The 11,868-nt window shown below is 41.7% G+C and carries 12 protein-coding genes and 1 pseudogene; 9 read left to right on the top strand and 4 right to left on the bottom strand.

What is annotated here, in order from left to right; translation table 11 throughout:
• From V5804_RS10200 to V5804_RS10185, 4 genes and pseudogenes are all read right to left on the bottom strand, one after another.
• Positions 1-322 (bottom strand): annotated as a pseudogene (locus tag V5804_RS10200) (MBOAT family protein); the annotation flags it as partial.
• Between the two features lie 30 nt (positions 323-352).
• The gene (locus V5804_RS10195) at positions 353-1,105 is read right to left on the bottom strand and encodes a YdcF family protein (protein WP_369591281.1); all 753 of its coding nucleotides are present in this window, start codon (positions 1,103-1,105) and stop codon (positions 353-355) included.
• Positions 1,106-1,230: 125 nt separating this feature from the next.
• Positions 1,231-2,475 (bottom strand): ArnT family glycosyltransferase, encoded by a 1,245-nt coding sequence (locus V5804_RS10190; protein WP_369591280.1) that lies wholly within the window; start codon positions 2,473-2,475, stop codon positions 1,231-1,233.
• A gap of 6 nt (positions 2,476-2,481) precedes the next feature.
• A complete protein-coding gene (locus tag V5804_RS10185) occupies positions 2,482-3,201 on the bottom strand; it encodes a glycosyltransferase family 2 protein (RefSeq protein WP_369591279.1) in 720 nt (239 codons plus the stop codon).
• A 96-nt stretch (positions 3,202-3,297) separates the two neighbouring features.
• Here V5804_RS10185 and V5804_RS10180 point away from each other — a divergent pair, with 96 nt between their 5' ends.
• From V5804_RS10180 to V5804_RS10140, 9 genes are all read left to right on the top strand, one after another.
• A complete protein-coding gene (locus V5804_RS10180) occupies positions 3,298-3,672 on the top strand; it encodes a hypothetical protein (protein WP_369591278.1) in 375 nt (124 codons plus the stop codon).
• A 144-nt stretch (positions 3,673-3,816) separates the two neighbouring features.
• A complete protein-coding gene (locus V5804_RS10175) occupies positions 3,817-6,171 on the top strand; it encodes a TonB-dependent receptor (RefSeq protein WP_369591277.1) in 2,355 nt (784 codons plus the stop codon).
• A 7-nt stretch (positions 6,172-6,178) separates the two neighbouring features.
• Entirely contained in the window at positions 6,179-7,681 is a 1,503-nt protein-coding gene (locus V5804_RS10170) for a hypothetical protein (RefSeq protein ID WP_369591276.1), read from the top strand.
• 12 nt (positions 7,682-7,693) lie between these two features.
• Positions 7,694-7,900 (top strand): heavy metal-binding domain-containing protein, encoded by a 207-nt coding sequence (locus V5804_RS10165; RefSeq protein WP_369591275.1) that lies wholly within the window; start codon positions 7,694-7,696, stop codon positions 7,898-7,900.
• 247 nt (positions 7,901-8,147) lie between these two features.
• Positions 8,148-8,588 (top strand): hypothetical protein, encoded by a 441-nt coding sequence (locus V5804_RS10160; protein WP_369591274.1) that lies wholly within the window; start codon positions 8,148-8,150, stop codon positions 8,586-8,588.
• Positions 8,585-9,238 carry an SCO family protein gene (locus tag V5804_RS10155; protein ID WP_369591273.1) on the top strand — a complete coding sequence of 218 codons (654 nt, stop codon included), beginning with the start codon at positions 8,585-8,587 and terminating at the stop codon, positions 9,236-9,238. The genes V5804_RS10160 and V5804_RS10155 overlap by 4 nt, the downstream gene beginning before the upstream one ends.
• Positions 9,235-9,660, top strand: a complete 426-nt coding sequence (locus V5804_RS10150) for a cytochrome c (RefSeq protein ID WP_369591272.1) — start codon at positions 9,235-9,237, stop codon at positions 9,658-9,660. The genes V5804_RS10155 and V5804_RS10150 overlap by 4 nt, the downstream gene beginning before the upstream one ends.
• 213 nt (positions 9,661-9,873) lie before the next feature.
• Entirely contained in the window at positions 9,874-11,166 is a 1,293-nt protein-coding gene (locus tag V5804_RS10145) for a sorbosone dehydrogenase family protein (RefSeq protein ID WP_369591271.1), read from the top strand.
• Entirely contained in the window at positions 11,163-11,618 is a 456-nt protein-coding gene (locus V5804_RS10140; RefSeq protein WP_369591270.1) for a cytochrome c, read from the top strand. Before V5804_RS10145 ends, V5804_RS10140 begins: the two co-directional genes overlap by 4 nt.
• Positions 11,619-11,868 lie beyond the last annotated feature (250 nt).

Genomic DNA, 11,868 nt, shown 5'->3' with positions numbered 1-11,868 from the left:
CGAATCCCTCTAATAAAAAACTTAAATTGTGGTTGATAAAATTGAAGTATTTAAAAAAAATCAATATTCCAATATTGGTAATCAAACTCAATATTAAAAATAACTTTCGGCGTTTGCCTTGTGCGTTTTCAATCCAAATTCCAGCAAAGTAATCAACAATAATGGTAAAACCTAAAACCAAAATATAGATTGGGACAAATGCCATGTAAAAATAACAACTGCTTAATAAAAGCAACAGCCATCTTTTTGAATAAGGCAAAAAATAATACAAACTTGTAACAATGATAAAAAAAAGCAGAAACGGATAAGAGTTAAAAAGCATAGGTTTTTTTATCAATACAAATATTGTTGCTTAGCTTTTGACAAAGGTAACAACATATCCAATCAACTCTTTGATATAGATATTCCAATCTGATAAAGTTTGTGCAGATGGAATAAAATCAGCAAAAGTAAAAATGCCTTTTCCGGCAAAAAAATTGCAAGGATAAGGCACGACGTCTAAGTTTGCTTTCTTACAAATCAACAAAGCGCGACGCATGTGAAACCCTGATGTTATTAATAAATAAGGCGGCGGCAAATGTTTGGCTTCTAAAATTTGTTTTGAAAATTGAATGTTTTCGATTGTGTTGCGCGATTTTTTTTCAAACAATAAAGCACTGTCTGCAATGTTATAGTTTCGCATTTCACTTCTAATCCAATTACCTTCTGTAAAATTGAACTTATCCGGCACCAAATTTGCACTGCCGCCGGTGAAAAGTAAATGGCCAACCGTTCCGTTTTCTTTTAATTTGATGCCCTGGATAAAACGATCGGAAGCAGCATTTAAAAAACCATGACCGCTATTATCTTCATTAATGTAACCGCCCAAAATTAAAGCACAACTGTAATTGTGTTTTTTTAATGTTATGGTTTGGATGTCCCAATATTTGGCAAATTGGTTTAAAAGAAACGGATCGGAGAAAAAAAGCAACAGAAAAATGCTTGCAATGATAGCCACACGACGATGCCTTTTATGTTTTGCAAAACAGGCAAACAGGAGCAAAACTATAATCCACATGATCGGGAAAATAAAGAAGATCAATAGTTTTGAAAGGATAAAAAACATATTTTCCTGATTGGATTATAATAAAGTTTAGGGTTTACAATCTTAAAAAAATCAATGACACTAATTTTAGTATGGTAAAAGAAGCATCAGCAATAAAAAAACTAAATTTATAAATTTTGAATATGTTAATCCTTTTTAATTTTAATGGAAACAATGTTGGTTAAAACATAAGCAATGAAAACCGTCCAAAAAGGCATCGTGATGTAAAACATCCTTCTGAAAGCACTTACCAACGTACTTCCCGCCAGGTAAATTAAAATGAACAAAAGCAGGATGATTAATTCTTGCGGTAGCTTTTTATAATAAAAAATGCCCAATCCAAGTGTTATCACCATAAAAACAAGTACAAACATATTTGGGATAATGGTGAAATAAGTTTTAACATCTTGCTCCATATCTGTAAAAGGGTAGGAGAAAAACATGCGGCCTAAATTGGCCACACAATTCAACAAATATTTTTTTGGATAATGTTTGATGTTTTCAATAGCTTTTGCTTTGTAAGCCGCATCCCTGTCCATCGGATGCAATTTTAAAAGGCTGTCTACAAAAACTTTATAGTTTGGGTTTTGCAACATTTGCGGGTTATCTTTCCAATCGCCCCAATCATTTGCATACGGCGCACTCATGTTGTACAGCGACCAGCCGCCGCTATTTGTCCAATAAAAAGGTTTATGCGTAACGCTGTAAGTATATCCAAGATAAGGCACACAAAGTAAAAACGACAAGGCAAATATATACGTAAACTTTTTTGCCGATGACCGAAATTTAGGGGGTAAAAACAGTATCAAAGAAATGAACAACATCGCAATAATGACATAGCCAAACACAACTTTTGTCATCACGAGAAATGTAATTGCAATGGCACAAAGCCAAATATTTTTTGGGGAAAGTTTCTTTTCTTTTCCAATTTTGAAAAATAAATAACCAATCAAGCTGATTAAAAACCAGGTTAAACATTCGGTTAAAATCAATGGGATCTTTTCATAAACCGGGAAATACAAACCTAATAAAATAGCACAAATTAAGGCTGTTTTTTGAAAAGCATAAAGTTTGATGGTTTTATAAACAAGTACCAATGAAACGTACATCATCAAAGCATTCAATATCCGAATGGCCATCAACGGAAGTTTCAATAATAAAAAAGGCGCAACAACTAACGGATAACCCGGCCCGTTCCATAAATCAATATTGGGAAGCGGCGGCGAATAAAAGCCATGTAAGATATTCCGGGCAAAGCGTATATATCGTTCTTCATCGTCCACAAAATTGTGTGGGGCAAATGCAAAACAAATTGCCAGATACAATAATAAAAACGGCGCTAATTGTAAATAAACATTCAACCCCAAATACCAATGTAACAATTTTTTCATATCCAATTACAATTTCAAAAGTCCGTATTTTGTGATCGAATACAAGGCACGGAAACCATCTTTCCAGCCAATTTTTTTTCCTTCTTCATATGTTCGTCCGTAATATGAAATCCCAACTTCGTAAATCCTTATTTTTGGAACACGTGCAATTTTCGCCGTAACTTCGGGTTCAAAACCAAAACGTTTTTCTTTTAATTGGATGTTTTGGATCACATGGGTTTTAAACAACTTGTAACAAGTTTCCATATCGGTCAAGTTTAAATTGGTACACATGTTTGAATAGTTTGTCAACAATTTATTGCCGATGGTATGCCAGAAAAACAAGATACGGTGCGGGTTGCTGCCCATAAACCTGGAGCCATAAACCACATCGGCAAAACCACTGATTACAGGTTTAAGCAAATCATTGTATTCATTCGGGTCGTATTCCAAATCGGCATCCTGCACAATCAAATATTCGCCGGTTGCTTTGTCAATTCCGGTATGCAAAGCCGCGCCTTTTCCCTGGTTAATTTCGTGTTTAAAATAACTGATCGGCAAATCCGGATTGTTGGATTTATAAGTTAAAATGGCATTTTCGGTGCCATCGGTAGAGCAATCGTTTACAATGATCACTTCTTTTTCAATCCGGTTAACCAGCTCAACCTGCTTTAATTTATTTAAAATGAGATGGATAGTAGCTGCTTCATTATAGGCGGGAATGACGATGGATAACTTGGTGATCATTTTTTAAAAGTATAAATTTTATCGAATTAACATCGGGCGAAATATATTTATACGTAACACTTGAATGTTTAAGTTACGGAATTTACCTTTGCGGCAATGATGCTTCGGCGCGCGGTTTCCCTTTTCCTGCTTTTGGCGGTGGTTTCGGCTAATTTTGGCCGGCTTTTCGTTTATGCAGGTTTCAGCTTGAACCAAAAATACATCGCCAATAACCTGTGCGAAAACCGCAGCAAACCCTGGCTGCATTGCAATGGCCATTGTTATCTGATGAAAAAGATCAAACAGGCCGAAGAGAAAGAGAAAAGCGACGAGCGCCAAACCCAGAAAAGCTTGTTCCAGGAAAGTTATTTGGTGGTTTATTCCGAAATCAAATTCCACGCGCAATTGCTGCAAATTATTGCAACACCTTATCGTGCCAATTTTAAAACGTCAAATTTCAGTGCCATTTTTCGCCCTCCGCAGGCAGGATAAATGCTGTTTTTAAGGCTGTTTTTTTATGTTCTTTCCAAGATTTTGAATTGAATTATTTTGTGTGATTTCCACAATTCAGCCTCCCTTTAACTCATTTATCCATTTTATTTTTTTCGGGAAGCGGAAAACTTCCTGCCTGTTTCTATGAAGCCATACTTCTTTTACCTACTCTTTTTCATTGTTCCTTCGCTTGCAAACGCGCAAAATTTATTGCAAGGAACGGTTACCGATGCCATCACCCATGAACCTTTATCCAATGTTGTTATAAGTTCGGCTGGCGCAGATTTGACTATTTTTAAAGACCTCGGCCAAACCAATGCGCAAGGTAAATACCATTTGAATTTGCCGGAAGGAACGGTTAAAATTCGGTTTTCGATGACAGGTTTTACCGCTCAAATTGTTGCGGTTTCTGCTTCAACCTTAAACATCAATTTGCAACCGGCAACCTTAGATTTGCAGCCCGTTATTGTTTCTGCCAGCAGGGAAAAGCAGTCGCGGCAAGATGCACCGATTGCCATCAGCAAGATCACTTCAACCCAAATCCAGGATACCAAAGCAACCGCTTTGTACCAGTTACTGAACAAAGTCGCCGGTGTTTACATGGTTGATCTGGGCAACGAGCAGCACACGATGGCCATCCGCCAGCCCATTACTTACAACGCGCTGTATTTGTATATGGAAGATGGTTTGCCGATCCGCCCGACCGGCATTTTCAACCATAATTCTTTGTACGAAATTAACATGGGCAGCGTGCGCGATATCGAGGTGATCAAAGGGCCGGCTTCGTCGCTTTACGGTAGCAATTCGATTGGCGGCGCGGTTAATTTTATCACCCAAAACCCGCCTTCGGGCTATGCCGGCAATGTGAGTTTGCAGGGCGACCAGTACCATTACCGCCGCGTGGATGCCAATGCTGGTTTTACCGCCGGAAAGTTTGGTTTGTATGCCGGCGGCTACGTGGCGCACCAAAAAAATGGCTGGCAGGATTATTCGGATTTTGACAAATATTCCTTCAACCTAAAATCTACTTACGATTTTAATGCCGCCACGCGTTTAACTGCCTCTGCTTCTTACAATTACCTCAACACGCAAACGCCCGGAAGTTTAGACAGCGCGCATTTTTACAACCGAAGTTACGGCTCCAACCAGCGTTTTACGTACCGGAAAGTGGAAGCGTTTCGCAGCAGCGCGCGTTTGGATCATGTTTGGAACGAACACAATGCTTCTTTTATCACTGCTTTTTTCAGGGATAATTCGACTGCGCAACTGCCCAGTTATTACATTGGCGATGTGCGGAATGCGGCGGGGCAATACGTAAGCTCGAACGGGCAGGTGAACGACCAGAAATTTCGCAGTTACGGCTTTTTGGCGCAGCACCGGGCAGACTTTGATTTTTTGCATTCACGGTTGATTTTGGGCGCTTATTTGGATGACAGTCCGAGTTCTTACTACGCGCAATACCTCAACATTACCAAAGATGTGGAGCGGAATTACTACACCGATTTTGTAAATACGGGGCGATATTTGGATGATTACCAGATCAAACTGTTCAATACCGCCGCTTATGTGCAGTACGAATTGAAGCCGGTTGAAGCCTTGCGCGTTGTTGCCGGTTTGCGTTATGATAACGTGCATTACAATTTTGAAAACGGTTTGCCGCCAAGCAATACCAAATACAAACAGCAGGAAACCAACAACTTCAACATTGTGGCGCCGAAGCTGGGTTTAACATATGATTTGGGCAACAACAAAGGATTTTACGCCAATTACAGCGTTGGTTTCCAGCCACCGGAAACCAGCAATTTGTACAGTTCGCGGCAGTTGGTTCTGCTGAAACAAGCCACGTTTAACAATTATGAAGTTGGCGGATGGCTTTCGGCTTTCAACAAAAAAATGTATTTCGAGCTGAGTTTGTACGATTTGGAAGGCCGCAACGAAATCATCAGTCAGCTTTTGCCCGATAACACCACGCAAAACCAAAACGCCGGTGCCACGCGCCACCGCGGCATCGAGTACAGCATCAATTTTTTGCCGGTAAAAGAAGTATCGTTCCGTTTTAGCGGCACCAATGCGCAGCACACGTATCTGGATTACAGCGAAGTAGCCACCAATTATTCCACCGGAAAAAGTTATTCGATCAGTTACGACGGCAACCGGATGAACAACGCGCCGACCTGGATTGCCAATTCCGAGATCACCTACAAACCGATGTACTTGCAAGGTTTCAGGATAGCGGGCGAGTGGCAGCACATCAATTCGTATTTTACCAATCCGGCCAACACCAAAACCTACGGCGGCTACAATTTGTACAATTTGCGTTTGGGCTACGATTTTAAAAAGGATTTGCTGCAAGGCGCGGGCATCTGGCTTAACGTCCTGAACCTTAGCAACAAACTTTACGCAACCACGGTAACCGGCAATTCTTACGGCGATACGTACAACACCGGTTCGCCGCGCATTTACAATTTGGGCATCAGTTATAACTTCTCCAAACACTGATTTTTGTATGATAAAAACAGCATCCACCACTTTGGCTCCGCCGGAAAAAAATAGCAAAACCAAGCGGATTGTTAAAAGCAACTTTTATAAATGGCACCGGGTTTTGGGTTTGATGGCGTTGGTTCCGGTGATATTTTGGACGGTCAGCGGCTTATCGCACCCGTTGATGTCCAACTGGTTTCGGCCTTTCATCCCGCAGGAAATTTTCCATCCGAAAACGCAGGCCGAAATGCAGCCGCAGCTTTCTTTGCAGGAAGTTTTAGACAGAAACCATTTGACCGAAATTAGAAATTTTGGTTTGGTTAATTTTGATCGCGGAACGTTTTACCAGATTTTGAACCGCGACAGTATTTACCAATATTATAGTGCTAAAAACAGTATTCCGCTTCCAAATGGCGATCAACTTTACGCCATTTATCTCGCCCGATATTTTACCAACGACAAAAAAACACCGGTAAAAGAAGCATCGCTGCAAACCACTTTTGACGATTACTATCAACCCATAAACCATTTGCTGCCCTTGTGGAAAATCAGTTTTGACCGACCCGACGGCATGGATATTTACGTGGAAACCGGCCAAAGCCGCATGGGAACTTTCAACAACAACACAAGGAAAGGCTTTTTGTGGTTGTTCGAGCAGTTTCATACCTGGCAGTTTCTGGCAACTTTGGGCGGCGAAAAGTTTCGGACGGTAACTCTGCTGGTGATTGTCGGCATTATGTTTCTATCGTTGTTGAGCGGACTGACGGTTTATGGTTTGTTTTGGAAGAAATTCAAAACCATCCAACAAAAACGAAAGGCGGAAGGGCAGGAAGACAAGCGTTTACTGCACCGTTTTCACCGGCAAATAGGGCTGGTTGTTTCTTTCGTGATGTTTACTTTTGTTGCCAGCGGTGCTTTCCATTTGCTGGTTAAACTGCATAATTTAAAGTCCGAAAAAGTGCAATACGCGCAATTGATCCATCGCAACGAACTGCTTTTATCCAACTTAAAACTGCCTTTGGCCGATTCTGCGATTAAAAAAGTGGCACTGGTAAAGTTTCAAAACCGCGCGTATTATCAGGTTTTAAACAAGCAGAAACAGGTTTTGTACTTTGATGCGCAAAACGGAAAAGAACTGCCCAACGGCGATCAGCAATATGCTGTTTTTATCAGCAATTTTTACCGGGATTCGGTTGGGCAAAAGGCCAATCCTCAACTCAAAACCATTACTTTGATCAAGCAGTTTGATAACGAGTACGGTTTTATCAACAAGCGTTTGCCGGTGGAAAAAGTGAGTTACCCGGACCGGGAAAACTGGTATATCGAAACCACAACATCCAAACTTTCGACCACCGTTGCCGGGATTGACCGGGCAGAAGGTTTATCGTTCATTTTTCTGCATAAATATTTTGGCATGACCTGGGCCGGAAAAAACCTGCGCGATGTGGTAAGCATGTTGGCAGCACTTGGCGTTTTGGTGGTTTCGCTGTTTGGCGTTGCTTCTTTTATCGGTAATAAATCTGTTTAAAACATTCTTTTCATGAAAAAAATAATTCTTTTTGCAGGCGTTTTGATCGCGCTTTCGGCTTGTAACCAAAGCGGTTTACAGGCTGCACAAAATCCAAAAGACACCATTTCTGCCGGTAAAAACAGTATCAGATACACTTGCCCGATGCACCCGGAAGTGGTGGAAAACAAGCCGGGCGTTTGCCGGAAATGTGGAATGGAACTGGTGGAAAAAGATTGAGATGCTTCTTTTATGGCATAAAAATAAAGGACACACCCCTTGCCCCTCTCGAGAGGGGAAGTATAGCTTGCTACCTTTCTAATGTTTAGAAAGGCGTCGTTTGCAGGTTCCCCTCTCGAGAGGGGTCAGGGGTGTGTCCTATAAAACTATGAATAGATAAAAAATTGATAACAAAAGTTAAAATAACTTCCACCTAAAAAACTACAAAGCGTTGTAAATTGCCGAACCAAAACTTGAAACAATAAAGATGAAATATAGAATAATAATTGCCGCTTCGCTGCTGGTTTTTACCGCGTGCAAAGACACCAAAAACGACGAGAAAAAGCTGGAGGCCGAAGTGATGGAAATGCACGAAAAAGTGATGGCCGACGGTGAAACGGCGATGCAAAACAAAATGAAACTGGATACGCTGCTGCTGAAAAAAGATAGTGTAAAAAGAGCATTCCCGGCCTTGGATACTTCCGCAGAAAACAAAACCATGCGCAGTTTAAGCAGCCGGATTTTGAAAACGGACGATGCCATGAGCGACTGGATGCACAACTACAACCCGGATTTTCGGGGGAAATCGCACCAGGAAGTGATGAATTACCTGGCGCAGCAAAAAAAGACTGTTGGCCAAATCAATACAGCTTACAAATCCGTTATCCAATCGTCCAACCAATACTTGTTAAAATATAAAAAGAAATGAAGAAATTAATCTGGCCGGTGCTGGCTTTGCTGGCTTTTACTGCCTGTACCCATAAAAACAACGGCAAAAAACTGCCGATTTACGGTGAGCGGCAACCTATCACCAAAACGATTGACGGAAAACAAATTACAGATACGGTTTATGCCACCATTCCGCCGTTTAGTTTTGTTGACCAGAACCGGCAAACCATCGGCGAAAACGATTTGCGGGGAAAAACTTATGTGGCCGATTTCTTTTTTACGTCTTGCCCGTCCATTTGCCCGACGATGCAGCGCAACATGCTTTCGGTTTTTAAAGCGTACCAGGGAAAACCGGATTTTAAATTGGTTTCTTTTACGATTGACCCGCGGCACGATACGATCCCAGTTTTAAAAAATTATGCAGAAAAGCTGGGCGCAAAAGCCGATCAGTGGTATTTTTTGCTGGGAAAAAAGGAAGAGGTTTACCAATTGGCCGAAAAGAATTATTTGGTTTCGGTATCCGAAGACAAACGGGCGCCGGGCGGTTATGTGCACCAAGGCTGGCTGGTTTTGGTGGATAAGAAAGGCCGCGTTAGGGGCGCGTACGACGGCACTGATAAAAAGCAGGTTGACCAGTTGATTGTGGATGTGAAACTGCTGATGGACGAAGACGCAAACCGGAAAACATGAAGCGCGTTCTGGTTCTCCTTTTACCTTTCACCTTTATCCTTGCCACATTTCTACTTTCCTGCCAAAGCGAGGCCGAGATTGAATACAAGCGTTATTTTATCCAGGGAAGGAATATTTACCAAGCGCAATGCAAAAACTGCCATGCCGAAAACGGCGAAGGCTTGGGCGAACTTTTTCCGCCGTTGAAAGCAGCAAGTTATCTCAAAAAGAACAAAAACCAGTTGGCCTGTATCATCCAAAATGGTTTGAAAGGAACGATCAGCGTAAACGGAAAAACGTACAATGCGCAAATGTCCGCGCAAACGCAAATGGCACCAATTGAAATTGCCGAAGTGATTACTTATGTAACCAATTCGTTTGGAAACCAACAAGGTTTGTACGAGGTGGAAAAAGTAAACGCGGACTTAAAAAATTGCCGGTAAAAGAAGCATTGGCTAAAATTTTATGAGACAGGTTTTTTTGTGGAGATGGTTATTGGGTAATAAATGGTTTTTCATTGTCAAAAACTTTAAAACCCGTAATAAAAATCTTACTGTTCTTATTCGGCAGAAAATAAAAACATTAAAGTTAATTTGTGCTTATTTAGGCAAACTGAAACTTAAATTACTACTTTTAACTTAAAATTATTACCCGATATGCTAAATTTAAAAACACACTTTTTAAGTAATTTCAAGGCAATTGCCGTTAAAGTTGCGTTGCCGGTTTGTATCGCGTTAAGCACTTTTGCCCAAACTTCCAACGCGCAAACAGCCGTTAAAAATGCAGGTCTAAAAACGCCGGAAGGTTTTTCGGCCACCATTTTGGCCAGCAATTTGGGCAGCGCAAGGCATTTGGTGGTTACGCCGCAACATGATATTTACATCCGTTTAGCCAAACCGGTAAACGGAAAAGGAACCCTGGTTTTGCACGAAAGCGGCGGCAAAGCGGTTGTGAAATCTGGTTTTGGCAATTATGGCGGAACCGGGATTTACATGAAGAACGGTTATTTGTACGATTCTTCCAACGAGGAAATTTTCCGTTACAAGTTGAACGCACAGAACGAAGTCATTAACCCAAATGCGCCCGAAAAAATCGTTACTGGTTTGATCAGCCGTTTTCAGCATGAAACAAAATCTATTGTGGTGGACGACAACAACAACATCTACGTAAATATTGGCGCTTATTTGAATTCCTGCCAGGAAAAAGACCGTCAGCGCGGTTCGATGGGCATCAAAGGTTGTCCGTTGTTGGATTCTGCCGGAGGCATCTGGATGTTTAAAACCGATAAACCAAACCAGCAATTGGGCGATGGCACCCGTTACGCCACCGGTTTGCGCAATGTGGTGGGTTTGGACTGGAACAAAAAGGACAACCAGCTTTACGTAATGCAGCACGGGCGCGACCAGTTGCACGATATTTTCCCGGATTTGTACACGGTTAAACAAAGTGCCGATTTACCTGCCGAATGTATGTATGCTTTGAAAAAAGGTGCCAACGCAGGCTGGCCGTATATCTATTACGATCCGTTTCAGCACAAAGAAATGGTGGCACCGGAATACGGCGGCGATGGCAAAAAATCTACCACCGAATATTTAGAACCTGCTGCTGCTTATCCGGCACATTTGGCGCCGGTAGGTTTGTTGTTTTACACGGGAAACCAATTCCCGGAGAAATATAAAAACGGCGCTTTCATCGCTTTTCATGGTTCCTGGAACCGTGCGCCCGAGCCGCAAGCCGGTTATTATGTGGTTTTTCAACCGTTTAAAAACGGCAAGCCAACCGGACAGTGGGAAGTATTTGCCGATGGGTTTTCCGGATCGCCGGAAAAAACAGCTTCCGGCCGTGCCGAACACCGCCCATGCGGTTTGGCACAAGGGCCAGACGGTTCGCTTTACGTAACTGACGATTCAAAAGGAACGCTTTATAAAATCACGTATAAAAAATTATGAGGCCTGTTTTATTAACCTTGTTGGTGCTGTTCTCTGCCCAGACCATTTTTGCACAGGTAAAAAAAGCACCGGCACATAAACCTGTTGCCAGCAAAAACAGGATGGTGGTTTCGCCGACTTCAAAAGCTTCGATGACAAACGGACAAGCAGTTTATTCGCAAAGTTGTGTGTCCTGCCATCAGCCGGACGGTTACGGTGTGCAAAACATGAACCCGCCATTAATCAAAACCAGTTATGTTTTGGGCGATAAAACCCGGCTGATCAACATCCTTTTAAAAGGCCTGAGCCACCAGGAAATAGACGGCAACATGTACCAGAACGTGATGCCGTCGCACGATTTTTTGACTGACCAGCAAATTGCCGACGTGTTGACTTATGTGCGCAACAGTTTTGGCAACAAGGCAAGTGCGGTTACCGAACCGGAAGTGAAGGCGCAAAGGGCGAAGAAGTAAATTTCCATAAACCAAGCCCACCAATTTTTATAGGGTAAAAGAAGCATTGACAATCCTGCTGCGGTAAGCGGCAGGATTTTTTTTGTTATAGTAACAACGAAAAAATGCTGTATTCAAAATAAATGGAAGGATGATATATCCTAAATTCAAAAGTCGGGCCGAATTTAAACATTTTGTTGTATGTTTTTTTTAATTTTTATGCAACTAAAAAGGTTATTATTAGTACAAATGTCCAATATCTGGATTAGAA

It is taken from the genome of Mucilaginibacter sp. (genome assembly GCF_041088075.1).
In the GTDB taxonomy this organism is placed as follows: Bacteria; Bacteroidota; Bacteroidia; order Sphingobacteriales; family Sphingobacteriaceae; genus Mucilaginibacter_A.
This window is presented reverse-complemented; position numbering and strand designations above follow the sequence as displayed.

What these genes read in the sequence shown, in the direction of transcription:
- V5804_RS10195 (WP_369591281.1), bottom strand. Translation starts at nt 1,105, where the DNA reads ATGTTTTTTATCCTTTCAAAACTATTGATCTTCTTTATTTTCCCGATC.
- V5804_RS10190 (WP_369591280.1), bottom strand. Translation starts at nt 2,475, where the DNA reads ATGAAAAAATTGTTACATTGGTATTTGGGGTTGAATGTTTATTTACAA.
- V5804_RS10185 (WP_369591279.1), bottom strand. Translation starts at nt 3,201, where the DNA reads ATGATCACCAAGTTATCCATCGTCATTCCCGCCTATAATGAAGCAGCT.
- V5804_RS10180 (WP_369591278.1), top strand. Translation starts at nt 3,298, where the DNA reads ATGATGCTTCGGCGCGCGGTTTCCCTTTTCCTGCTTTTGGCGGTGGTT.
- V5804_RS10175 (WP_369591277.1), top strand. Translation starts at nt 3,817, where the DNA reads ATGAAGCCATACTTCTTTTACCTACTCTTTTTCATTGTTCCTTCGCTT.
- V5804_RS10170 (WP_369591276.1), top strand. Translation starts at nt 6,179, where the DNA reads ATGATAAAAACAGCATCCACCACTTTGGCTCCGCCGGAAAAAAATAGC.
- V5804_RS10165 (WP_369591275.1), top strand. Translation starts at nt 7,694, where the DNA reads ATGAAAAAAATAATTCTTTTTGCAGGCGTTTTGATCGCGCTTTCGGCT.
- V5804_RS10160 (WP_369591274.1), top strand. Translation starts at nt 8,148, where the DNA reads ATGAAATATAGAATAATAATTGCCGCTTCGCTGCTGGTTTTTACCGCG.
- V5804_RS10155 (WP_369591273.1), top strand. Translation starts at nt 8,585, where the DNA reads ATGAAGAAATTAATCTGGCCGGTGCTGGCTTTGCTGGCTTTTACTGCC.
- V5804_RS10150 (WP_369591272.1), top strand. Translation starts at nt 9,235, where the DNA reads ATGAAGCGCGTTCTGGTTCTCCTTTTACCTTTCACCTTTATCCTTGCC.
- V5804_RS10145 (WP_369591271.1), top strand. Translation starts at nt 9,874, where the DNA reads ATGCTAAATTTAAAAACACACTTTTTAAGTAATTTCAAGGCAATTGCC.
- V5804_RS10140 (WP_369591270.1), top strand. Translation starts at nt 11,163, where the DNA reads ATGAGGCCTGTTTTATTAACCTTGTTGGTGCTGTTCTCTGCCCAGACC.